Below are 23,125 nucleotides of genomic sequence, written 5' to 3'. Positions count from 1 at the left end.
GCGGGCGGCAAGGGGGCGGCAGATGGGGACTCCTCCCCATCGCGATGCCCTGCGGGGCCGCTTAAAGTGACGACGTGGCCGATCTCGTCGTCAACACGGAGAACCTCCGAAACCTTGCGCACCAGCTCGCGACCGTCCACGGCACCCTCACCGCCGCGGACGGCGACGCGCGCGACCTGGCGGGCATGATCCCCCACGCCGGGCTCGCTTCCGCCGTCGACTCCTTCACCTCCGGGTGGGACCGGCGCCGCAAGGACCTCGCCGATCGCGTGGACCAGCTCCAGCAGCGCGCCGACGGCGCGGCGGAGGCGTTCGACGGCGTCGACGGCCAGCTGGCCGACAAACTCACGGACGGGAGCGACGGATGACCATGGCACCCCTCGGCGGCGATGTCGCCGGCATCCGCGGGCACGCCTCGCGGTACAGCTCGACCGCCCGTGCGGTGTCGGACGCGGTCGAGATGCTGCAGGCGGTGATCGACGCGTCCGCGCAGGAGACGAGCGAGGCCGTCGAGGCCTTGGCCGGCACGATCGGCGACACGAAGACCTATCTCTCCCGTATCCGGGAGCGCTACGAGGTCGCCGGCTCCGCGCTGGCCACCTTCGCGGACGAGCTCGAGCAGGCGCAGCAGCAGGCGGCATCCGCGATCTCCGCGCACGACGACGCGCAGCGCCGGCACACCTACGCGCAGCGCAACCTCTCGGAGGCCCGCGAAGCGACCCGGCAGACGGTCGATCCCGGCGAGCTCGCCGAGGCCACGGATGCCGCGCGGCGGTACTCGTCGCTGAGCACGACGGCCGCGACCGACCTGTCGCAGGCGCAGGCCGCGTACGACGCCGCCGTCGAGCGCGTGCAGCGCGCCGGCGACACGGCGGCCTCGACGATCTCGCGGACCGTGTCGAGCGACGAGCTCAACGACTCGGCCTGGGACAACGTGCTGGATTGGGTGAACCAGAACGCCGAGTGGCTGAAGGTCGTCAAGGACGTGCTGACCATCGTGACCGCGATCGTCGGCGTGCTGTCGATCTTCTTCCCCGTCCTGGCCCCCATCGCCCTCGGCCTGGCCGTCGTGTCGATGGGACTGAGCTTCCTCTTGGCGTCGTCGGGCGACGGGTCGTGGTTCGACTTCGCACTCGACGCGATCGGCGTGCTGACCTTCGGCGTCGGCACGGCCGCCCTGGCCGGCATCAAGCTCGGCACCGTCGCCCTGCGCGGCGGCCGCGCCGCGACGCTCGCCGTCCGCAGCCCCGGAATGGTGTGGGGCAACGGCGCTCGCCAGGTCGTCGGCAATCTGCTCGACCGCGGCCTGGTGGGCTCGATCCGCCAGCCGCTGCGCATGGTGGCCGAGGAGAGCGCGAGCGTGCTGTCCGCGCGGCCGAACCTGGCACAGGTGGTGACGCGCTGGGGCGACGACGCCATCAAGGGCATCCGCGAGTCGGACAGCATCATCATCTCCGAGTTCGACCAGATCGCCGCGCAGGCCCGACTCGGCGCCGGGGGAGCCGTCGACGACCTCGTGACGAGCAGCGTCGACGGCCTGAAGGCCGTGGTCGGGACCACGGGCAAGATCGGTTCGGCGCTGGACGGCTACAACGTGCTCGGCATCGGCATCAAGCTGGGCGACCAGATCGTGCACGGCGTCGAGGACCAGACGGGGGTGCAGACCCCGCTGGGCGCCCTCACGACGGGCCTCAACGAGGTGTACGGATTCGTTCCCGGCCTCTTCGAAGCGCCGATGGGGGCGGACTGGCGCACCCCCTCCGCCCCGTGAGGCTGCAGCGCCAGGTGGCGTGGGAGGCCCGCTTCGGCGACGGCCTCTTCGTCGCGACGATCCTGTGGATCGTGTTCGGAGCCCTGCCGACGATCGGGCTGCTCATCGGACAGCTCGTCACCGGTGCCGTCGTCGAGAACGGCAGCGTGCCCGACGGCTTCCCGGCCTTCATGCCCCCGTGGTGGGCGGCGTACCCCCTGACACTGCTCCTCGTCGTGCTGGCGCTCGGATCTCTGCCGCTGCCGCTGCGGGGACCCCGGGCGACCACACGCAGCACGCTTCTGACGGTGCTCGTGCTCAGCGTCAGCACCACGCTGGTCATCGCCGCCGCGACCGCCGCGGCCGAAGCCCACCAGGGCCGCGTGAACTTCTTCGGCGTCGACACCCTCGTCTTCATCCAGTTCTTCCTCATCCTCCTCACCGTCGCGCGCATGCTCCTGAGCGCGATGCGCCTGCTGCCGCGACCGTGGCGGGAGTACATCGACGAGGACGGTACCGTGGTGGCGCCGAAGGAGATCGTGCGTCGCACCCCGCGCCGCCCGTGGGACTGGAATCGGGACCGGGCGCAGCGCCGCCCTCCGAGACCGCGGAGGACACCGTGACCGCGAAGGACTCCGTGACCGCGACGGGCACCGTGACCGAGATCGCTCCCCCGCGCTACCGGCTCGTGCTGCCGCCGGGGTTCCTGCTCATCCCCGTGGCGCGCTCGACCGACGCCGAGATCGCCGACCTCGTCCGTCGGCACTACCGCGACCTGCCGCGCGACAGCTACGGCCCGCAGATCGACAGGACCGCCGCCCAGCTCGTCGCCTCGGCCCGCAGCGCGCGCAACGCGGGCGTGCTCGATCTCATCGTCCCGATGGGCGTGCCGTGGCGCGCGCCCGTGTCTCTCGCGATCGCGATCAGCACCGGCCCGGCACCGACGACCCCCGAAGACGAGGAGGCGTCGGCATCCGAGGTCCGCGAGAGCGTGACCACCTCCGCCGGGCAGGCCGAACGGGAGACGGCACGGTTCGCGGCGCCCGCCGACACCGCGGAGATGGCGCCGCTCCTGCGCCTGCGTTTCGCCTGGCCGATCCCCGGCACCGACCGCCGGTTGCGCGCGGTGTGCACGGTCAGCGGCACAGCCGACCCGCAGCTCGCCCCGATCGTCGACGCCCTGGCGGAGCTCGGCGACCTTCTGCTGCGCACGCTCCGCTGGGACTGAGAGGATCCTCATGGCCATCGACATGGACTACGACCTGGACCGGTGGGTCTACGTTCCGAACGTGTTCCCTTGGGAGTCGTTCGCCGACGAGGAGCAGTGGGCGGATGCCGTCGCGCGCGCCTTCGGCGGAGAAGGACGCACGGCCGCACCGGCCGAGCTCGTCGACTGGCTGCGCGCGTACCTCGTGGGCGCGGTGCGCAACAACCGGTCGGGCACCATCCGCTTCGCGCACCTGCCGAACATCACCGCGCCGCACGCGATCGTCGACGTCTACGACCTGCCGCGCCGCGAGGACGTGGCTCTGACCGACCTCACCCATGAGAACCAGGGGCCCGCCGTGCGCGAGCCCGAGGTCGTCCCGTTCGCCTCCGAGACGCTGGGGACGGGCACGAAGTCGACGCGGTGGATCCGCACTGCGGGTGACACGATCGTCCGGGCGACCAACTGGGTGTGGCGCACTCCCGAGCGCGACATCGTTGTGCTGACGGCCGGCTCGGATCTGCCGCTGGCCGAAGCGCTCGACCCCGTGGTCGACGAGCTGGCACGCAGCATCCGCCTGGCCTGACGCCGACGGTCAGGACGCCATCGCCGCCATCGACTCCTGCGCCGGCGTCGCGCACGTGAAGCGCGCGCGGTAGGCGGTCGGGGTGAGCCCGAGGGTGCGCGCGAAGTTCTGCCGCAGCACCGCCGCCGAGCCGAAGCCGCAGGCGGCGGCGATGGCGTCGAGGCCGAGATCGGTCTGCTCGAGCAGTCGCTGCGCGTGGATGATGCGCTGGCGCCCCAGCCACGCGGCCGGGGTCGTGCCGTAGTCGGCCTTGAACCGCCGGGCGAACGTCCGCGGCGACATGTGCGCACGGGCGGCGAGCTGGTCCACCGACAGGTCGAGGGTGAGGTTCTCCAGCATCCATTCGGTGACCGGCGTCAGCGACAGCGACGTCGACTCGGGCAGCGGCTTGGCGATGAACTGCGCCTGCCCGCCGTCGCGCTGAGGAGGCACGACCATGCGGCGCGCGATCGTGTTGGTCATCTCGGCGCCCAGCTCGATGCGCAGCAGGTGGAGGCATGCGTCGAGGCCCGCGGCGGTTCCCGCGCTCGTGATGATGCGGCCGTCCTGCACGTAGAGCACGTTCGCATCCACGTCGATCTCGGGGTACATCGCGGCCATCGTGTCGGCGTAGCGCCAGTGGGTCGTGGCCCGGCGGCCGTCGAGCACCCCCGCGGCGGCCACGACGAACGAGCCGCTGCACACCGTCAGCACCCAGGCGCCGCGCTCCACGGCGCGGCGCACGACGGCCGCGACCCGCTCGTCCACGTGGGCCCACTGCTCGCGCGGGATGGGCGTGATGACGACGAGGTCGGCCTCGTCGGCGAACGTGAGGTCGTCGTCGACGTTGATCGAGAAGCGCAGGTTGCTGGGCACGGCGCCCGGATCGGGCGCGACGACGCGGAAGTCGAAGCTGGGGATGCCGTCGTCGGACCGGTCGAGGCCGAACGCCTCGCACGCGAGCCCGAACTCGAACGGGGCGAAACCGGGCTGAACGACGCAGGCGATGGTCTTCATGGCAGGAATCCTACTCTCTTGAGCAGTCCTGCCACTCGTGGCAGAACTAAGCCCAGCGTAGCTTTTCTGCCATGCTTGCTGTGATCATCCCCCTCGCGACCCTCTCGCTCATCGCGATCGGCGCCACCGTCCGCGCGCTTCTCACCGACGGCCACCGGCAGGTGCCGACGGACCCGAACCGGCTGCCGTGACTGGCCGGCCGCAACTCCTCCACCGCGGGGCGTGACGCCCCTGATCCGCGCCGATCTGACCCGCGGAGGGTCGGAGTGGAGGAGTTCGGGACGCGCCCCGCTCAGCGACCGCGGGCGACGCCGGAGACCCGGGTGACCGCGTCGAGCAGCACGTTCGCCGACCGCTCCCAGGAAAACCGCGCGATGCGGTCCGTGCCCGCCGCGATCACGGCGGCGCGGCGAACGGGATCGTCCAGCTCGCGCACCGCGGCGGCGAAGGCCGCGGCATCCGTGCCGGGGGCGTACAGCGCGCCGCCGCCCGCCACCTCGCGGAAGATCGGCATGTCGGTCACGACGGCCGGCACCCCGAGCGCGAGCGCCTCGGCGACCGGCAGTCCGTAGCCCTCATCGAGGGATGCCGACACCAGCACCGCCCGGTCGGCCAGCAGGGCGGCGTACTCGGCATCCGTGACGCCGTTGTGGAAGCGCACCGTCCCCCCGCGACCGTCGGCGAGGCGTTCGAGCTCGGCGCGCCGCTCGTCGGAGATGCGCGACAGCAGGTGCAGCGTGCGCCCGGGCAGCTCCGCCATCGCGCGGATGAGCGTCTCGACGTTCTTGTAGCCCATGAAGGAGCCCATGTAGACGAGGTTCTCCGCGCCCGGCTCGACGACGATGCCGTCCGGCAGCAGCTCCGCGAGACGCTGCGGGGCGTTCGGGATCACGACGACGGGCCGCGTCGTCAGCCGCACCCGGGCGAACTCGGCGGCGCTGGTCTCGCTCACCGTCGCGACGATGTCCGCGGCGTTCAGGGTGAGGCGCTGGGGCACGTAGGACAGGTGGAACAACCGCCAGCCGACACGCACGTACCAGGGGAGGTTTCGCGGCGGGGTGCGGTGGCGGTAGTAGATCGTGTCGTGCAGCGTCAGGATCAGCCCGAAGCGCCGGCCGAGCGTGCCGATCGTCTGCATCGGCGAGAAGACGGCATCCGGGCGGTACCGGTTGAGCACGAGCGCCGTGAGCGGCTCCCGCACGGCGGTCGGGGCGTGGATGCGCAGTGCACGTGCGCCGTCGGGGAGGAACGCGCGCTGCGCCTCGTCGTGGATGAGGTACGCGACCTCGACGTCGCGCTCGGGCGCGAGGGCGGCGACGGCGGCCGCGAGCTCCGCGGAGTAGCGGCTGATGCCGTCGTGGAAGTCGGTGCGGATGTAGCGGGCGTCGAACAGCAGGCGCATCTCAGCCGCCGATCGGTTCACCGCGATACAGCTTCTCGAAGGTGTCGAGCGTCTTCTCGATGTCGTGGATCTCCACGCCGTCGAGCGATGCCTGCTGCATGCGCAGGTACTCCTCCGGCGAGGCCGTGAGCACGCGCCGGAGCTTGTCGGCGAGGTCGTCGACGTCGCCCGGCTCGAACAGGTAGCCGTTCTCGCCGTCGCGCACGAGGTGCGGGAGGGCGACGGCGTCGGCGGCGACGACGGGCAGGCCCGAGGCCATCGCCTCCATCGTCGCGATCGACTGGAGCTCGGCGATCGAGGCGATCGCGAAGACGTCCGCACGCGTGTAGGCGGCGCGCAGGTCGTCCTCTTCGACACGTCCGTAGAACGTGACCCGGTCCTGGATGCCGAGGCGCTGCACGGCCTGCTCGAGGGCGCGGCGCTGGTCGCCGCCGCCGACGATGTCGAACGTGATCTCGGGCAGCTCCGGCGCGAGCTTCGCGACCGCGGCGAGCGTCACCTCGACGTGCTTCTCGGTGGTGAGCCGTCCGACGAACAGCACGCGGCGGTGGGTGCGCGGGGTCAGGTCGGGCGTGTAGTTGCGCTTGTCGATCCCGCAGCTGATCGGGATGACGCCCTGGATGTCGATGGTGCTCTCGAGGAACTCCGCCGCCTTGCGCGTGGGGGTGGTGACCGCACGCGACATGTCGAAGGTGCGCTTCGCGTCGTCCCACGCGAGCTTGACGACCACCTTGTCCAGCAGCGGCGGCAGGGTCGTGAAGTCGAGGATGTTCTCGGCCATGACGTGGTTGGTGGCGACCACGGGGATGCCGCGTTGACGGGCGATGCGGGTCAGCGCGCGCCCGAGCACGATGTGCGACTGACTGTGCACGACGTCGGCCGGCACCTCGTCGAGGAGTTTGCGGGAATAGTGCTTCGCCATCCACGGCAGCACGAAGCGCAGCCAGTCGTGCGGAGGCCAGCGCCACCCCGGCGGGCGGTGCACGGTGATCTCCTGACCCTCGATCGTCTCCCGGAACGTGCCATGCACGGAGTGCTTCACACTCGGCGTCATGATGTGGACGTCGTGGCCGCGCCCGGCGAGTCCGGCGGCGAGGCGCTCGGCGAAGCGGGCGGCGCCGTTGACGTCGGGGCTGAAGGTGTCGGCGGCGATGACGATCGTGAGCGGCCGATGCAGGGGGGTCGGGTCGTCGGGTGTCGCGGATTCGGTCACGGGGTGCGGGGCCTATCTGTGCGGCGGCGGCGAGACCGCGGATCGCGGAGCCACCGCCGTCGAGTCTACCCGAGGGCCTTCTCTGGCCCGGGAGGAGCCGCGCCGCGTAACGTGGTGCCATGGCTCGACTCACCGCGGATGCGGACCCGGCTCGCTGGGTCGCCGTGACCGACTCCTTCGGCTTCTCCGGGCGTCGCGCCCGCAAGAAGGCGATCCGCATGCTGCTCGGCCAGGCGAACGCGGCCGTCGGCGCGCAGCCCCGGCCCGGCGGCGGGTTCGCGGCCTGGGCGATGAGCCAGGCCGCCCCCGCCCTGATGCGCAAGGCGGCCGGACGCGTGCTCGTCTGGGTGTGGAAGTCCGATCCCGAGCTCGTGGTCGTCATGGCGCAGATCCAGCAGCTGACGCCCCAACTGCGCACCGCACGGGCGATGATGCCGATCGAGTACGACGACACCGAGAGCTTCCGCGGCACCTACCTCGGCGTCGGCGAGCGGCTCGTCATGCCGACGCCCCCGACGCGCGAGGGGGGCACGACGCCGCCGCCGTTCGCGACCTACACGTGGGACACGGGCACGCACCTGGTCACCGTCACGGCGACCGGCGGAGACCGCGAGCGGTTCGGCACGGTGGTGCCCGCCGTCGACGACCTCGCGCGGTCGCTGCGGGTCGTGGACGACCTGTCGGTCGGCGAGAGCGCCACGGTGCTCCGCATCGACCCGGCATGATCGCGCTGGAGCCGGCGGACGGGCCGGCCGACCCGCCGTCCTCGCGCCCGCACACGGGGGTGCTGGGCGGCACGGTGTTCCGCTACCGGTTCCGTCCGGCCGACGGCGTCGTCACCGTGGTGGTGCCGGGACTCGACGAGGTCGCGTGCACGGACGACACCGTGCTGCACTGGGCCTTCTACGCCGACGGGGATGCCGCCGTGCACGCCCCGTGGGCCGCACTGGCGGTGGCCGTCGACGCCCGCAGCGGCGAGGACCGGCTGAGCGTTGACCCCCGTGTGCGTGATCGATACGACTTCCCGATCGCCGCGGAGGCGCAGTTCGCGGCCCGGTGGAGCCTGCCCGAGCAGTGGAATGCCGACAGTGTCGGCCTGGCGCCGTTCGCCGGACGCACGGCGGCGGTCGAGGTGATTCTGGGCGCGCCGGGCCTGACCGGCGTCGACGAGGTCAGCGGCTACGTCGAGGTGCGCGTCGAGCGGATGCCGCACGGGGACCGTTCCCCAGCCGAACGCGTCGACACGCGTCGTGGTTCGCACGCGGGCGACCGGTTCTCGCGGGGGAACACGATCCCGGCCGTCGCCGTCCCGCACGGGTTCACCTTCCTCGTCCCGGCCACCGATGCCCGCGACCAGCGCTGGCCCTACCGCCCCTTCGTGCACGACGACGATGCGGGACGACGTCTGGAGGCGGTGCAGTTCTCCCACCAGCCGAGTCCGTGGATCGGCGACCGCGGGGTGCTCCAGGTGATGCCGTTCGACGGCTCCCCCGCCTCCGCCCCGGCCCGCCGGCGCCGATGGATCGCGCCGGGCTCGGAGCGCGCGCACCCGCATGTGTGGATGGCGAGCCTCGACGGCGGCCTGCGCGTGGAGGCGACGGCGACCGACCACGTGGGGCTCTTCCGGGTGTGCGCGCCGCACGCCGATGGGGACGTCGGACTCGTGATCGACCAGCCGGGTCGCCACGGCGCGCTGACCGCGACGGCGGACGCCGTGCACGGCTGGGTCGGCGAGGGCGATGCCGAGTGGGGCAACGGCGGCCGGACGTTCTTCGTGGGCGTCGTGCGGACGACATCCGGGCGGGCGGGCCGCCTCGACGACGACGGACGCGGCGACCGGGCCGGCTTCGTCGCGGGCCGCGGCGAGCTGGAGCTGCGCATCGCGATCTCGTTCGTCTCGCTGGAGCAGGCTCGCCGCTCCCTCGCGCTGGAGGCGCCGGAGCACCTCTCCTTCGATCAGCTGCGCGAGCGCACCCACGCCGCCTGGAACACCGTCGTCGATCGCGTGCGGATCCCCGACCTGCCGGCATCCGAGCGCCCGTTCCGCGGGCTCGCGCACGACGACTCCCGCGCGCAGCTGGCCTCGGCGCTGTACCGGCTGCACCTGTATCCGAACGCGGCCCACGAGAACGCGGGCACGGCGGAGCAGCCCGCACCGGTGTACGCCGACCCGTTCGTCCCGTCCGGCCCGCACTCGGCCGAGGCGACCGGCGCGCCGGTCGTGGCGGGACGCCTCGCCGTCAACAACGGCTACTGGGACACCTACCGCACCGCCTGGCCGCTGTTCTCGCTCGTCGACCCGGACGGGGCGCGACGACTGCTGGACGGCATCCTCGAGCAGCAGCGGCGCACCGGGTGGATGCCGCGGTGGTCGGCGCCCGGATACGTCGACGCGATGGTCGGCACCTCCAGCGATCAGATCCTCGCGGACGGCGAGCGCTGGGGGCTGCTGGACGATGCGGAGGCGGCGTTCGCCTCGGGGTGGCGCAACGCCGGGGAGCGCGCACCGGATGCCCGCCGCGGACGCAAGGGCATCGGCCGCGGCCGCTTCCTCGGCTACATCCCCCGCGACACGCACGAGGGCATGAGCTGGAGCGTGGAGAACGCGATCAGCGATGCCGCGCTCGCCCGGCTCGCCCGGCGGCTCGCGGCGCGGACCCCGGAGCCGTCGGCATCCCGCTACGACGCCCTCGCCCGCTGGCTCGCCAACCGCTCGCTCTCCTACCGGCAGCTCTTCGACCCCGCCGTGGGCTTCTTCCGGGGGCGGGACGCCGACGGCGCGTTCCCGGGCGGGCGATTCGATCCGCGCGTCTGGGGCGGGGACTACGTCGAGACGAACGCGTGGGGCATGTCGGTCAGCGCGGTGCACGATCCGGCGGGGCTGGCGCAGCTGTACGGCGGACCGCGGGGACTGCGCACCCACCTCGATCGGCTGTTCGCGGAGCCGGAGACGGCCGACCGCGCCTACGCCGGCTCCTACCACCAGGTCATCCACGAGCAGCGCGAGGCCCGGGCGCTGCGCAGCGGGATGTGCGCCGTCTCGAACCAGCCCGCGCACCACATCCCGTACATGTACACCGCGAGCGACGAGCCCTGGCGGGCGGGCGGGGTGGCGCACGGACTCGCGCGGCGGCTGTTCACCGGTGGCCACATCGGCCAGGGCTTCCCGGGCGACGAGGACAACGGCGAGATGAGCGCGTGGTGGCTCTGGGCGGCGCTCGGCCTCTACCCGCTCGACCCCGCCTCGGGCGCGCTCGTCATCGGCTCGCCGCTCTTCGACGACATCTCCGTGGCGCGCTCCGACGGCTCGCGCCTGCGCATCCGCACGCGGCGGAGCGGTCCGGGCGCCCACGTGCTGCGCTCGGCGAGGGTGAACGGGATGCCGCTCGGCGCGCCGACGCTGCCGGTCGAGGTGCTCGCGGGCGACGTCGAGCTGGAGCTGGATGTCGGCGAGGTCCCGGAGGGAGCGCTCTGGACGGCGCCGACGCCGCCGGCCGCGCCCTGGCACCGTGATCTCACGGGCACCGCCGGGCGCGCCCTCCGCTCCCGCGGGGTCTGGTTCGCCGGACGACTCTTCGACGACGGCGCGGCGCGCGGCGACCGCGGCGTGCGTCTGCGCACCGGGGCGTGGGCCGGGTGGGCGTTCCCGGCGACGACCGTCGTGACCGATGCGACGGTGACCGCGGTCGGCGCGGTCGAGGCCGACGCTCTGCAGTGGGAGGCGAGCGAGGATGCCGTGTCGTGGCGGCCCGTCGCGGAGACCGCACCGACGGCCCTGGCCCCCGACCGGACCACCCCGTTCCGCTTCGCCGAGCCGGTGCGCGCCCGCTTCCTCCGGGTGCGCGCCCGCCAGTCGGTGCGGCTGCGGCAGATCGAGCTCTTCGACCTCGGCGACGCGCGCTGACGCGCCTGCAGACGGCCGCTAGGGTGGCCGCATGAGCGAGAGGAAGCGCCGCCGGCGGCCGCTGTCGCCGCGTGTGCTGCGGTGGGAGGACCGGACGGCCTGGCCGATGTTCGCCCTGTCGCTGGTGTTCTTCGCGGCGTGGGTCTGGAGCCTGGCGGACACGAAGCTGACCGTGCACCAGCAGAACCTCCTGGTGGGACTGATCGGCGTCCTGTGGATCGTGTTCATCGCCGACATCGTGGTGCGCCTCGCGATCTGCGGGTCGCCGCGGGAGTTCCTGCGCACACGATGGTTCGAAGCGGTCGCGCTGGTCATCGTCTACCTGCGTCCGTTCGTGATCCTCGCCTACCTGTGGCGGCTGCCGTGGTTCCGCGCCAGCGCCTCGCGCCAGCGGCTGCGCCTGGTGATCCTCGTCTCGATCTTCACGCTGCTGTTCGTGTTCACGGCGTCGACGCTCGTGTGGCTCGCCGAGCGGCAGGACGCCCACGCGAACATCGTCAACCTGGGCGATGCGATCTGGTGGGGCTTCTCGACCCTGGCGACGGTCGGCTACGGCGACTTCGTCCCGGTGACACCGCTCGGTCGGACGATCGCCGTGGGGCTCATGATGGGAGGGCTCATCGTGCTGGGTGTCACCAGCGCCACGGTGATCTCCGCGCTCACCGACCAGATGCACCGGGTGGGCCAGCGTCTCCAGCACGAACGCGCGCTCGACGCCGCCCGCGGCTCGACGCCGGGGGACGCCGACGATTCGATGCCATCATGAGCGCATGACCCTCGCTTCCTGGACAGCGCCCACGAGCCGGCAGAGCGCGCACGAGGAAGGCCGCCGCGAGCGCCGACGCTTCCCCCGGAGGATGCTGGCCGAACTGCCGACGCACCGGCGCGACCCCCTCGGCATCCTCTCCGCCCAGAACGCCGCCCGCGTCCCGGAACTCGTGCCGCTGCGCGACGAGCGCATGTCGGCCAGCCCGTTCGCGTTCTATCGCGGCACTGCGGCGCTCATGGCGGACGACCTCGCGGCGGGGCCGAGCAGCGGCATCCTCGTCGCGTCGTGCGGCGACGCCCACGTCGCCAACTTCGGCTTCTACGCCTCGCCCCAGCGCACGCTGGTGTTCGATCTCAACGACTTCGACGAGTCGGCGTGGGCCAGCTGGGAGTGGGACCTCAAGCGCCTGGTCGCCAGCATCGTCGTCGCCGGTCAGGCGACCGGACGCGACGACGCGGTCACCGCGGATGCCGCGCGCGCCGCGGTCGTGCGCTACGCGCGGGCCCTCGCCGTCGGCGACACCACGACGCCGCTCGCGCGGTTCTACCAGCACTTCGACGCCGCGGGCGGCCTGATCGGCGGCGACAAGGCGTCGCGGAAGGTGCTGCGTGCGGCGATCGCGGACGCCGAGAAGCGCACCGGCGACAAGGCCGTGCGCAAGATGACCGCCCTCGATCCCGACGGCCGGCTGCGCTTCGTGGAACAGCCGCCGACGATGACCCACGTCACCGACGAGATCGTCGCCGCGGTGGATGCCTCCCTCGCCCAGTACATCGCGACCACCCGCGCCGATGTGCAGCTCGTCCTGTCGCACTACTCGCTGTCGGACGTCGTGCGACGCGTCGTCGGCGTGGGCAGCGTGGGCACGCGCTGCTACGTGGCCGTGTTCGTCGACGGCGACGGGGCCGCCCTGCTCATGCAGGTGAAGGAGGCCGGCCGCAGCGTGCTCGAGGAGTACGGGGGCGCCGCGCAGCCCGCCGAGCTCGCCTCGTTCGTGGCGAGCCACGGGCAGGGCGGCCGGGTCGTCGCCCTGCAGCGGATCCTGCAGGGCTCGTCCGACCCGTTCCTCGGGCACTTCCGCGGCGCGAGCACCGACTACTACGTGCGCCAGTTCCGCGACATGAAGGGCGGGATCGACGCGGAGACGCTCGAGGACGCGCCCTTCCGGCTCTACGCCCAGGCGTGCGCCACGGTGCTGGCGCGTGCCCACGGCCAATCCCCGAACGCGGCGCGCGTGGTCGGCTACCTGGGTGCGGGGCGGGCCGCCGCAGAGTCCATCGTGGAGTGGGCGTACGGATACGCGGCGCTCTCCCGCACCGACTACGGCGCCTTCGTCGACGCCGTCGGCACCCGCACCGTCTAGTCGCCGCTACTGCTCGGGATCGGCGTCCGCCGCGGGCAGCGGTCGCCACAGGACGACTTCCGTCGCCCGGCGCACGCGCGTGCCGTGGCGGAGGGTCACGACCGACCCCGTCGCCCCCGCCGCGAAGACGCGGGAGCGACGGGCGAGCTCCTCCTGCAGCCGCTGCTCCAGCTCGGCGACGCGACGGCGCAGGCCGCGCGCCTCGTTCTCGAGCTCGATCAGCCGCGAGATGGCCGGCAGGCTCATGCCCTCGGCCGAGAGCGCGGCCACCTCGCGCAACTGCTTGACGTGACGCAGCGAGTAGCGCCGCGACCCGCCCTGGGTGCGGCCGGGGACCACCAGCCCCAGCCGGTCGTACTGGCGGAGGGTCTGCGGGTGCATGCCGGCGAGCTCGGCGGCGACGGCGATCGCGAAGATCGGGGCCTCCTCGTCGGGCTGCTCGTCGCTCATCGTCACTCCCGGGCCTTGGCCATGAGGTCGGCGCGCGGATTCTCCTTCGGCTCCAGCTCGTGGAAGCGCTCCAGCGCCTCCTTCGCCTGGTCGTCCAGGTGCGCCGGGACGGCGACCTGGACCTCGGCGAGCAGATCGCCCGTGCCCTTCGCGGTGTGGACACCTCGGCCCTTGACCCGCAGCACGCGACCCGACGGGGTGCCGGGCGCGACGCGGAGCTTGACGGGATCGCCGCCGAGCGTCGGCACCTCGATCGTCGCCCCCAGCGCCGCCTCCGTGAAGGTCACCGGGACGGTCACGCGCAGGTTGAGCCCGTCACGCGTGAACACCGGATGCGGCCGCACGGTGACGCTCACCACGACATCGCCCGCCTCGCCGCCGTCGGGCGACGGCCGTCCGCGTCCGCGCAGCCGGATCTTCTGGCCGTCGGAGACCCCGGCCGGGATCTTCACCTTGAACGGCTTGCCGTCCTCGCCGGCCAGCGTGATGGTCTCGCCCTTGACGGCGGTCTGGAAGTCCAGCGTGGTGCGCGCGGTGACGTCGGCACCGCGCTGCGGACCGCCGTAGCCGCGGAATCCCCCGGTCGACTGACCGAAGCGTCCCGAGCCGAAGCCGCCGCCCTGGCCGAACATCGAGAACAGGTCGTCGAAGTCGGCCGACTGCGCCGACCCGCGCGACTGGCCGAAACGGCTGAAGACGTCCTCGAACCCGCCGGCACCCGCGCCGGGCGCCTGGAAGCGTGCGCCTCCGGCGCCCATCGCGCGGATCTGGTCGTACTCCTCGCGCTGGGCCTTGTCGGAGAGCACGGCGTACGCCTCGCTCATCTCCTTGAACTTCGCCTCTTTCGCCGGGTCTCCCTGCGTGGAGTCCGGGTGGTAGGTGCGCGCGAGCTTGCGGTACGCCTTCTTCAGGTCGGCCTCGGACACGTCTTTGGAGACGCCCAAGACCTTGTAGAAGTCCTTGTCGAACCAATCCTGACTGGCCATGGACACCTCCTCCCGTCAGTCGGCGGAACCGGCGACGACGACCTTGGCCGGTCGCAGTTCGATCGTGCCCAGGCGGTAGCCGACCTCGACGACATCGAGGATGGTGCCGTCCTCGACCCCGCCGGGGTTCGGGGCGTGGAAGATCGCCTCGTGCTGCTGCGGGTCGAAGGCCTCGCCGGCGACGCCGTAGGTCTCCACCCCGAGGCGGGCGACGACGGCGCGCAGCTTCTCGGCGATCGCCAGCAGCGGCGAGCCCTCGACCAGATCGCCGTGCTTCTCGGCACGGTCGAGGTCGTCGAGCACCGGCAGCAGTCCCTTGGCGACCGAGCCCTTCGCACGGGCGATCTCCACCTCGCGCTGCTCCTCGGTGCGCCGTCGGTAGTTGGCGTACTCGGCCTGCACCCGCTTGAGATCCAGCAGCAGGTCGCGGTCCTCGGGGGATGCCTCCGCCACCGCGGCCTCGTCCGTCTGCGCCGTGTCGAGGATGTCGTCGACGGTCAGCGCGTCGCCGTCATCCGCGGCCCCCTGCGAGTCGGGGCCGGAGGCGTGCGCCTCCGACCCCTCGTCACCGGGGACTTCGTCGATCGGCTCTTCGAAGTCCTTGTTCGTCATGGCTCGATTCTCTTACTTCTTCTCGTCCTCGTCGTCGACGACCTCGGCGTCGATCACGTCCTCCTCGGGGTTCGGCACGCTGCCGTTGCCCGGGTCGGCCACCGTGGGGTCGCCCTGTTCGCCCGCCGCCTGCGCCGAGGCGTAGATGGCCTCGCCGAGCTGCTGCTGCGACGCGTTGAGCTTGTCGAACGCGTTCTTCACGGCATCCTCGTCGTCACCGGCGAGCGCGGTCTTCAGCGCGTCGACGTCGGCCTGGACGGAGGTCTTCACCTCGGCGGGGAGCTTGTCCTCGTTGTCCTTGATCAGCTTCTCGATCGAGTACGAGAGGGTCTCGGCCTGGTTGCGGACCTCGGCGGCCTCGCGGCGCTTCTTGTCCTCGGCGGCGTGCTCCTCGGCCTCGCGCACCATGCGCTCGATGTCGTCCTTGGGCAGCGACGAGCCGCCGGTGATCGTCATCGACTGCTCCTTGCCGGTGCCCTTGTCCTTCGCGGACACGTGCACGATGCCGTTGGCGTCGATGTCGAAGGTGACCTCGATCTGCGGGATGCCGCGGGGAGCCGGCGCGATGCCGGTCAGCTCGAACGTGCCCAGCGGCTTGTTGTCGCGGGTGAAGTCGCGCTCGCCCTGGAAGACCTGGATCGCGACCGACGGCTGGTTGTCGTCGGCGGTCGTGAAGGTCTCGCTGCGCTTGGTCGGGATGGCCGTGTTGCGCTCGATGAGCTTGGTCATGATGCCGCCCTTGGTCTCGATGCCGAGGCTCAGGGGGGTGACGTCGATGAGCAGCACGTCCTTGCGCTCACCCTTGAGGACACCGGCCTGCAGGGCGGCGCCGACGGCGACGACCTCGTCCGGGTTGACGCCCTTGTTGGGCTCCTTGCCGCCGGTGAGCTGCTTGACCAGCTCGGTGACCTGCGGCATGCGGGTCGATCCGCCGACGAGCACGACGTGGTCGATGTCGCCGACCTTGATGCCGGCCTCGGCGATGACGTCGTTGAACGGCTTCTTCGTGCGGTCGAGGAGGTCCTTGGTGAGGTCCTCGAACTTGGCGCGGGTGAGGGTCTCCGACAGCGACACGGGGCCCGAGTCGGTCAGCGACAGGTAGGGCAGGTTGATGGAGGTGCTCGTCGAGCTCGACAGCTCCTTCTTGGCCTGCTCGGCCGCCTCCTTCAGACGCTGCAGCGCGATCTTGTCGCCCGAGACGTCGACGCCGGTGGTGTCCTTGAACTGCTTGATGAGGTAGTCGACGACGCGCTGGTCCCAGTCGTCGCCGCCGAGGCGGTTGTCACCGGCGGTGGCGCGCACCTGGATCGTGGAGAAGTCGTCGTCCTTGCCCACCTCGAGCAGGGACACGTCGAACGTGCCGCCACCGAGGTCGAAGACGAGGATGAGCTCGTCCTCCTTGCCCTTGTCCAGGCCGTAGGCGAGAGCGGCGGCGGTGGGCTCGTTGATGATGCGCAGGACGTTGAGGCCCGCGATCTCACCGGCATCCTTCGTCGCCTGACGCTCGGCGTCGTTGAAGTACGCGGGGACGGTGATGACGGCGTCGGTGACGCTGTCGCCCAGGTACTCCTCGGCGTCGCGCTTGAGCTTCTGGAGGATGCGCGCGGAGATCTCCTGCGGGGTGTACTGCTTGCCGTCGATCGACTGGGTCTTCCAGTCGGTGCCCATGTGCCGCTTGACCGACGAGAGCGTGCGGTCGACGTTGGTGACGGCCTGGCGCTTGGCGGTCTCGCCGACGAGCACCTCGCCGTCCTTGGTGAAGGCCACGACCGACGGGGTCGTGCGGAAGCCCTCGGCGTTGGCGATGACCTTCGGCTCGCCGCCCTCGAGGACGGAGACGACGGAGTTCGTCGTCCCGAGGTCGATACCCACTGCACGTGCCATTGTGTTCCCTTTCGTGAAACGGATCTGAGGAAGTCTGCGGGGTTGAGTCCTACCGGCTCAACTTCGATGTGTTCCACGATAGCCCCGGCACCCACGGCTGTCAAACCCAAGTTGATATGAATCGGCTCAACTTTCGCGACGGATGCCGGGAGTAACGTGACCTGCACGCGCGATGACGCGCCACCCGGTGTTCACCGAAGGGACATACCGTGACGAACATGTCACTGCCCGACCAGCCCGCCCCGCCGGCACCCCTCGCCCGCTCGACCGGTCGTGGCGCCGTGCTCGCGTGGGGGCTGTGGGACTGGGGATCGGCCTCGATCAACGCCGTCGCCACCTCGTTCGTGTTCACCGTGTACCTCACCGGCAGCGCCTTCGGCGACGCGGCGAGCACGTCGCAGGCCCTGTCGCTGGCCCTGACCCTCGCCGGCCTGGTGGTGCTCATCACGGCGCCCATCACAGGACAGCGCTCGGACGCCTCGGCGCACCGCAAGCGGTGGCTCGCCATCAACACGGGCGTCGTCGTGCTCATGCTGGCGCTGATGATCTTCGTCCGCGAAGACACCGCCTACCTGTGGTTCGGGCTCACGCTGCTCGCGGTCGGCACCATCTTCTACGAGCTGGCGAGCGTGAACTACAACGCGATGCTCTCCCAGATCTCCACGCCGCGCACGGTGGGCAAGGTCTCCGGCTTCGGCTGGGGGATGGGCTACCTGGGGGGCATCGTGCTGCTGCTCGTGCTCTACTTCGGGCTCATCAAGCCCGACGTAGGACTGTTCGGCGTCACGGGGGCCGACGGCATGGCCGTGCGCGTGTCGATGCTCCTCGCCGCGATCTGGTTCGCTCTGTCGGCCCTCCCCCTGCTGTTCGCGGTGCCGGAGAACACGCCGTCCACGCCCGGCGCGGCGCGCATCGGCTTCTTCGCCTCCTACCGGGTGCTCTTCGGAACGGTCGCCTCGCTGTGGCGCGAGAGCCGTCCGACCGTCTGGTTCCTCCTCGCCAGCGCGATCTTCCGCGACGGACTCACGGGCGTCTTCACCTTCGTCGGAGTGCTGGCGACCGGCACATTCGGGCTCACCGCCGCGGACGTGCTCATCTTCGCCATCGCCGCCAACGTCGTGGCGGGCATCGTGACCATGGCGTCGGGCTTCTTCGACGACCGGTTCGGACCGAAACCGGTCATGATCGTCTCGCTCGTCGCGCTCGTGGTCGGCGGCATCCTGATCTTCGTGCTCCACGACGGAGGGCCTGCCGTGTTCTGGGGCCTCGGTCTCGCGATGGCGATGTTCGTCGGCCCCGCCCAGTCCGCGTCGCGTACGTTCCTGGCCCGCAGCATCCCCACCGGTCGCGAGGGAGAGGTGTTCGGCCTCTATGCGACGACCGGCCGCGCCGCCGTCTTCCTCGCCCCGATGATGTTCGGCGTCTTCGTCACGCTCGGAGGCGATCAGTACTGGGGCGTGCTCGGGCTCGTCGCCGTGCTGCTCGTGGGGCTGGCACTGCTGATCCCCGTGCGTCCGCCCGCCCGCTGATCTCGCCGCCCGGTCGCTGAGCGAGCGCAGCGAGTCGAAACGCGGCTCCCGCGCCGATAGATGCCGAGCCGCGCTCAGTCGCGGCGCGGGCGCCGCTCGCCGCGGTCGGGACGCTCGCCGCGGTCCGGACGCTTGGCGGAGCGCTGGAACCGGTCGGGCTTGATCTCGATGAGGCGGCCGCTGATCCGCGTGCCCTCGAGCCGCTGGAGCGTGTCGCGGGGGAGGTCGGCGGGCAGCTCCACGAGCGAGAAGTCGGGACGGATCTGAATCGCGCCGAAGTCCTCGCGACGCAGGCCGCCCTCGTTCGCGAGCGCACCGACGATCTGGCGCGGCTCGACCTTGTGACGGCGCCCGACCTCGATGCGGTACGTGGCGGTGGGTCCGCCGCTGCGCTCACGCCGGGGCCGGTCGCCGCGGTCACCGCGGTCACCGTCACGGACGGGACGGTCGCCGCGGTCGCCGCGGTCCGCGCGCTCGCGGCGCGGCTCGGGGGCGTCCGCATCCAGCAGCAGCGGGGTCTCACCCTGCGCGACGACGGCGAGCGCGGCGGCGACATCCGCCTCGGGCACGTCGTGGTGCGTGACGTAGTGGTTGATGATGTCGCGGAAGCGGTCGATGCGCTCGGTCTCGGCCAGTGCCGCCGTGATCGCGTCGTCGAAGCGGGTGAGGCGCGTCGCGTTGACGTCCTCGGCGCTCGGCAGCGACATCTCGGTGAGGGGCTGGCGCGTCGCCTTCTCGATGGAGGCGAGCATCCGGCGCTCGCGCGGCGTGACGAAGCTGATCGCGTCGCCCGAGCGGCCGGCGCGGCCGGTGCGGCCGATGCGGTGGACGTACGACTCGGTGTCGATGGGCAGATCGAAGTTGACGACGTGGCTGATCCGCTCGACGTCGAGACCGCGGGCGGCGACGTCGGTGGCGACGAGGATGTCGAGCTTGCCGTCCTTGAGCTGGTTGACGGTCCGCTCGCGCTGCACCTGCGCGACGTCGCCGTTGATGGCGGCCGCGGCGTATCCGCGCGCCCGCAGCTTCTCGGCGAGGGTCTCGGTCTCGTTCTTCGTGCGGGTGAAGACGATCATGCCCTCGAAGTTCTCGACCTCGAGGATGCGGGTGAGCGCGTCGACCTTCTGCGGGTACGACACGATCAGGTAGCGCTGGGTGATGTTGGTCGCGGTCGAGGTCTTCGCCTTGACGTTGATCTCTTCGGCATCCTTCAGATACGTGCCGGCGAGGCGACGGATCTGCGCGGGCATCGTCGCGGAGAACAGCGCGACCTGCTTGCCCGCGGGGGTGTCGGCGAGGATCGTCTCGACGTCCTCGGCGAAGCCCATCTTCAGCATCTCGTCGGCCTCGTCGAGCACGAGGAACCGCAGCTCGGAGAGGTCGAGGGTGCCCTTGTCGAGGTGGTCCATGATGCGACCGGGGGTGCCGACGACGATGTGCACGCCGCGGCGGAGCGCCGACAGCTGCTGCCCGTAGCCCTGGCCGCCGTAGACGGGCAGCACGTGCACGCCGCGGAGGTGACCGGCGTAGGACTCGAACGCCTCGCACACCTGCAGGGCGAGCTCGCGGGTCGGCGCGAGCACGAGCGCCTGCGGCGTCTTCTGCGACAGGTCGAGCTGCGAGAGGATCGGCAGCGCGAACGCGGCCGTCTTGCCGGTGCCGGTCTGCGCGGTGCCGAGCACGTCGCGGCCCGCGAGCAGCGGCGGGATCGTCGCGGCCTGGATGGCCGACGGCGTCTCGTAGCCGACGTCCTTCAGCGCCTTGAGCACCGCGGCGTCGAGGCCGAGGTCGGCGAATCCGGGCGCCGCCGGAGCCTCGGCGGAGTCGGCGATGCGGGTGTCGGGCGCGGGAGCGGCCTCGACGGGATCGGTGGAGCTGTCAGAGGCCATGTGACCACGGTAGTCGCCCGGCGCCGTCACCACCCCATCGAGCCGGGCACTCCCTTGAACGGCCCGACGACGTTCGCCGTCACCCACCCGCCGTAGAACCCTCCCGGCTGCGGGGTGACGACCTCCCCGTCGACGGTGCACGCGTCCATCGGGGCGGCGTAGACGGCCACCCGATCGCGCAGGATGCCGTAGCCCGCCGAGGGCTGCGGATAGTTCCAGGCCGCCCCCGGACGGGTGAGGCCGCCGCCCACCACGTCGAGGTAGCGGGCGGCACCCTTGAACTCGCAGAACGAGGAGCCTTCGGCATCCACCAGCGCACCCGGGGCGAAGTCGGCGATCGGCAGGTAGTAGACCGGCGGATGACTGGTCTCGAGCACGCGCACCGCGTCACGCGTGTCGGCGATCAGCTCACCGCCGAGGCGGATCGTCACCCGTGCCGCGACCGGCTCGACGCGGGGCGGGCGGGGGTAGTCCCACACCGACTCCTGCCCGGGAGCCGGCGTTTCGGGGAGAGGGCGGGGCATGCGCCCACTGTACGTGCGTCGGTGTTGACTGGACGCATGACCGTGATGCCGATGTTTCCTCTCGGGGCGGTGCTCTTCCCCCACACGCCCCTGCCGCTGCGGGTGTTCGAGCCGCGGTATCTGCAGCTGATGGGCGAGCTGCTCGACAGCGACGACCCGCAGTTCGGTGTCGTGCTGATCGAGCGCGGACACGAGACCGGCGGCGGCGATCAGCGGTCCGACATCGGCACGCTGGCGCGCCTCGTCAACGTCGCGGCCGGGGCGGACGCTCTGCAGGTGGTCGCCGTCGGCACCGACCGGTTCACCGTCGACGGGTGGCTCGACGACGCCCCCTACCCGCGGGCGGAGGTGTCCCGGCGGGATCCGCTGGTATGGAACGACGCGCTGACACCGCTGCGCACCGAGGCCGAGGCGATCGTGCGGCGGGTGCTCGGCCGGTTCCCCGACGCGCCGTGGGGAGCGCACATCGAGCTGTCGTCCGACCCGGTGGCCGCGGTGTGGCAGATCGCCGCGATCGCCCCGCTGGTGGAGTACGACCAGCAGCGGCTCCTGCGGGCGACGACGATGGGCGGCCTGCTGCAGCAGATCATCGATCTGACGCTCGAGGTCGACGAGATCTGGCCCGCCGACGACTGACGACGGCGCTCAGCCTCGCGGCCAGGCGGCGGCGAGCTTCGTGAGCAGTCGGGCGAGGTCGGCGCGTTCGGTCTCGCTGAAGTCCGCGAGGGCGGCGGCGAGGTGCTCCCGGCGCCGTCCGCGGAACCCCGTCGCGGCCCGCTCCCCCGTCGGCGTGAGCGCGATGCGCGTGCGACGGGCGTCGTCGGGGTCGGCCTCGCGCCGCACCAGACCCATCTCGACGCTCTGCTGCACCAGCCGCGACGCCCGCGGCTGATCCACTCCGATCGCCTCGCCGAGCTCGCTCACGCTGAGCGGGTGGGATGCCGCGTGCAGCGCTTCGATCAACCGCAGCCGTGCCGGGCCGCCCATGCGGATCGCGGGGCCGCCCTCTCGGGCGCCGGGCCAGGACGGCGGCGTCCCGACGTCGTGATGACCGCCGTGGCGACCGCGTCCGCCCCTCATCCAGGGCGGGCCGCCCGCTCCCTCCTCCGCGCCCGGGGGACGCCCGTGGCGGTCACCGCCGCCGGGGCCCGGACCCCGCCCGCGCAGACGACCGAGGGCGGCATCGATGGCATCGAGGTCGGCGTCGGAGGGTGAGGAGTCGGCATCCGGCATACCTCGAATTTACATGTCTCTTGACATGTTCCGGCATTGCATGTCACACTGCATGTACATGCACATTGACATGCAAATGGATCGCACCCGCGATCCCTCACGAAAGGACCTCCCATGGAGAACCTCACAGACATCCCCGAAACCACCCCCGCCGCCCCCGACCAGCGCGCCTTCGCCCGCGAGGTGCGCAGGGTCGCTCGTGCCCTCTGGCAGGAGCGCGCCGCCGCGTTCACGGCCGACGACATCGGCCCGCGCGAGGCGCGACTGCTGCACCTGCTCGCCTCCGAGCGCGCCGCCGACCTGCCGGAGCACCTGCCGCACGGCGGCAAGCGCCTTCGCCGGCTGGCCGAGCGCGGCTGGGCGACCGAGACCGACGGCACCTGGACGCTGACCGAGGCCGGCCGCGCCGCCGCCCAGCGACTCACCCAGCACCTCACCCACCGCAGGGAGGAGATCGGAACCCGCCTCGCCGAGGCCGTGTCGGCCGACGACCTCGCGTCCGCCACGACGACCCTCGAGGCCGTCGCCCGTGGGCTCGGCGCTCCGGACGGCGACGGCCCGGAGGGCCATCCCCGACACCGCCGCCACGGCTTCGGCCCCGGCGCGCACGGCTTCGGACCGGGCGCGCACGGCTTCGGACCGGGCGCGCACGGCCGGGGCCGGGCTCATCACGGCGAGGGCTGCCGCGACCACGCCCCGCGTCAGCGCGACGCGGAGAGCGCGTACGAGCGCGGCTTCGCCGCCGGTTTCAGCGAGGGCCGCACCGCCGCCGGCGCGTGAGCTCGTTCCGAACCGCCGTGCGCCCGTCCCGAACTCCTCCGATCGTCG

Annotated in this window: 22 protein-coding genes; 12 read left to right on the top strand and 10 right to left on the bottom strand. The window is 71.9% G+C overall.

Features of this window, described 5'->3' with window-relative positions; translation table 11 throughout:
* Positions 1-74: 74 nt before the first annotated feature.
* Genes L0965_RS01190 through L0965_RS01170 form a run of 5 tightly spaced genes read left to right on the top strand, consistent with a single transcriptional unit; the run spans position 75 to position 3,543 of the window.
* Positions 75-368 carry a type VII secretion target gene (locus L0965_RS01190; protein ID WP_060959718.1) on the top strand — a complete coding sequence of 98 codons (294 nt, stop codon included), beginning with the start codon at positions 75-77 and terminating at the stop codon, positions 366-368.
* Positions 365-1,771, top strand: coding sequence for a hypothetical protein (locus L0965_RS01185; protein ID WP_101305369.1), 1,407 nt, complete (start codon positions 365-367; stop codon positions 1,769-1,771). The genes L0965_RS01190 and L0965_RS01185 overlap by 4 nt, the downstream gene beginning before the upstream one ends.
* Positions 1,768-2,373, top strand: a complete 606-nt coding sequence (locus tag L0965_RS01180) for a hypothetical protein (protein ID WP_101305368.1) — start codon at positions 1,768-1,770, stop codon at positions 2,371-2,373. Before L0965_RS01185 ends, L0965_RS01180 begins: the two co-directional genes overlap by 4 nt.
* Entirely contained in the window at positions 2,370-2,978 is a 609-nt protein-coding gene (locus L0965_RS01175; protein WP_232783974.1) for a hypothetical protein, read from the top strand. Before L0965_RS01180 ends, L0965_RS01175 begins: the two co-directional genes overlap by 4 nt.
* 10 nt (positions 2,979-2,988) lie before the next feature.
* Positions 2,989-3,543 carry a hypothetical protein gene (locus tag L0965_RS01170; RefSeq protein ID WP_101305367.1) on the top strand — a complete coding sequence of 185 codons (555 nt, stop codon included), beginning with the start codon at positions 2,989-2,991 and terminating at the stop codon, positions 3,541-3,543.
* 9 nt (positions 3,544-3,552) lie between these two features.
* Here the strand turns inward: L0965_RS01170 and L0965_RS01165 are convergent, their stop codons facing one another.
* The 3 genes from L0965_RS01165 to L0965_RS01155 all read right to left on the bottom strand — a co-directional run bounded on the left by L0965_RS01165 (position 3,553) and on the right by L0965_RS01155 (position 7,154).
* The gene (locus L0965_RS01165) at positions 3,553-4,539 is read right to left on the bottom strand and encodes a GlxA family transcriptional regulator (RefSeq protein WP_060959722.1); all 987 of its coding nucleotides are present in this window, start codon (positions 4,537-4,539) and stop codon (positions 3,553-3,555) included.
* Positions 4,540-4,831: 292 nt separating this feature from the next.
* Positions 4,832-5,941 carry a glycosyltransferase gene (locus L0965_RS01160; RefSeq protein WP_101305366.1) on the bottom strand — a complete coding sequence of 370 codons (1,110 nt, stop codon included), beginning with the start codon at positions 5,939-5,941 and terminating at the stop codon, positions 4,832-4,834.
* Position 5,942: 1 nt separating this feature from the next.
* A complete protein-coding gene (locus L0965_RS01155; RefSeq protein WP_060959724.1) occupies positions 5,943-7,154 on the bottom strand; it encodes a glycosyltransferase in 1,212 nt (403 codons plus the stop codon).
* A gap of 119 nt (positions 7,155-7,273) precedes the next feature.
* Here L0965_RS01155 and L0965_RS01150 point away from each other — a divergent pair, with 119 nt between their 5' ends.
* The 4 genes from L0965_RS01150 to L0965_RS01135 are packed head-to-tail and all read left to right on the top strand — an operon-like array spanning position 7,274 to position 13,190.
* Positions 7,274-7,879, top strand: a complete 606-nt coding sequence (locus L0965_RS01150) for a hypothetical protein (RefSeq protein WP_101305365.1) — start codon at positions 7,274-7,276, stop codon at positions 7,877-7,879.
* Positions 7,876-11,058: a GH92 family glycosyl hydrolase gene (locus L0965_RS01145; RefSeq protein WP_101305364.1), complete on the top strand. Its 3,183-nt coding sequence runs from the start codon at positions 7,876-7,878 to the stop codon at positions 11,056-11,058. Before L0965_RS01150 ends, L0965_RS01145 begins: the two co-directional genes overlap by 4 nt.
* 31 nt (positions 11,059-11,089) lie before the next feature.
* Positions 11,090-11,824: a potassium channel family protein gene (locus tag L0965_RS01140; RefSeq protein ID WP_101305363.1), complete on the top strand. Its 735-nt coding sequence runs from the start codon at positions 11,090-11,092 to the stop codon at positions 11,822-11,824.
* A 4-nt stretch (positions 11,825-11,828) separates the two neighbouring features.
* Complete coding sequence (locus L0965_RS01135; RefSeq protein WP_232783973.1) at positions 11,829-13,190, top strand: DUF2252 domain-containing protein; 1,362 nt, start codon at positions 11,829-11,831, stop codon at positions 13,188-13,190.
* Positions 13,191-13,196: 6 nt separating this feature from the next.
* Here the strand turns inward: L0965_RS01135 and L0965_RS01130 are convergent, their stop codons facing one another.
* The 4 genes from L0965_RS01130 to dnaK are packed head-to-tail and all read right to left on the bottom strand — an operon-like array spanning position 13,197 to position 17,122.
* Positions 13,197-13,640 carry a heat shock protein transcriptional repressor HspR gene (locus tag L0965_RS01130; RefSeq protein WP_101307131.1) on the bottom strand — a complete coding sequence of 148 codons (444 nt, stop codon included), beginning with the start codon at positions 13,638-13,640 and terminating at the stop codon, positions 13,197-13,199.
* 2 nt (positions 13,641-13,642) lie between these two features.
* The gene (locus tag L0965_RS01125) at positions 13,643-14,626 is read right to left on the bottom strand and encodes a DnaJ C-terminal domain-containing protein (protein WP_060959729.1); all 984 of its coding nucleotides are present in this window, start codon (positions 14,624-14,626) and stop codon (positions 13,643-13,645) included.
* Between the two features lie 15 nt (positions 14,627-14,641).
* Entirely contained in the window at positions 14,642-15,238 is a 597-nt protein-coding gene (locus tag L0965_RS01120) for a nucleotide exchange factor GrpE (RefSeq protein ID WP_101305361.1), read from the bottom strand.
* Positions 15,239-15,250: 12 nt separating this feature from the next.
* Positions 15,251-17,122 (bottom strand): molecular chaperone DnaK, encoded by a 1,872-nt coding sequence (gene dnaK / locus L0965_RS01115; protein WP_101305360.1) that lies wholly within the window; start codon positions 17,120-17,122, stop codon positions 15,251-15,253.
* Positions 17,123-17,340: 218 nt separating this feature from the next.
* Between dnaK and L0965_RS01110 the strand changes: the two genes are divergently transcribed.
* Entirely contained in the window at positions 17,341-18,651 is a 1,311-nt protein-coding gene (locus L0965_RS01110; RefSeq protein WP_060959775.1) for an MFS transporter, read from the top strand.
* 74 nt (positions 18,652-18,725) lie between these two features.
* Here the strand turns inward: L0965_RS01110 and L0965_RS01105 are convergent, their stop codons facing one another.
* Both L0965_RS01105 and L0965_RS01100 read right to left on the bottom strand, forming a co-directional pair.
* Positions 18,726-20,540 (bottom strand): DEAD/DEAH box helicase, encoded by a 1,815-nt coding sequence (locus L0965_RS01105; protein ID WP_232783972.1) that lies wholly within the window; start codon positions 20,538-20,540, stop codon positions 18,726-18,728.
* A gap of 26 nt (positions 20,541-20,566) precedes the next feature.
* A complete protein-coding gene (locus tag L0965_RS01100) occupies positions 20,567-21,064 on the bottom strand; it encodes a DUF427 domain-containing protein (protein ID WP_060959732.1) in 498 nt (165 codons plus the stop codon).
* Positions 21,065-21,100: 36 nt separating this feature from the next.
* Here L0965_RS01100 and L0965_RS01095 point away from each other — a divergent pair, with 36 nt between their 5' ends.
* Positions 21,101-21,700 carry an LON peptidase substrate-binding domain-containing protein gene (locus L0965_RS01095; protein WP_060959733.1) on the top strand — a complete coding sequence of 200 codons (600 nt, stop codon included), beginning with the start codon at positions 21,101-21,103 and terminating at the stop codon, positions 21,698-21,700.
* A 9-nt stretch (positions 21,701-21,709) separates the two neighbouring features.
* On the opposite strand, the gene L0965_RS01090 is transcribed toward L0965_RS01095, so the two are convergent.
* Positions 21,710-22,297 carry a MarR family winged helix-turn-helix transcriptional regulator gene (locus tag L0965_RS01090; RefSeq protein WP_232783971.1) on the bottom strand — a complete coding sequence of 196 codons (588 nt, stop codon included), beginning with the start codon at positions 22,295-22,297 and terminating at the stop codon, positions 21,710-21,712.
* A gap of 114 nt (positions 22,298-22,411) precedes the next feature.
* Here L0965_RS01090 and L0965_RS01085 point away from each other — a divergent pair, with 114 nt between their 5' ends.
* Positions 22,412-23,077 (top strand): hypothetical protein, encoded by a 666-nt coding sequence (locus L0965_RS01085; RefSeq protein WP_101305359.1) that lies wholly within the window; start codon positions 22,412-22,414, stop codon positions 23,075-23,077.
* The last annotated feature ends 48 nt before the right edge of the window (positions 23,078-23,125 follow it).

Source organism: Microbacterium sp. NFH-22A-Y, assembly GCF_021401375.1.
Taxonomy (GTDB): Bacteria; Actinomycetota; Actinomycetes; order Actinomycetales; family Microbacteriaceae; genus Microbacterium; species Microbacterium hominis.
This window is presented reverse-complemented; position numbering and strand designations above follow the sequence as displayed.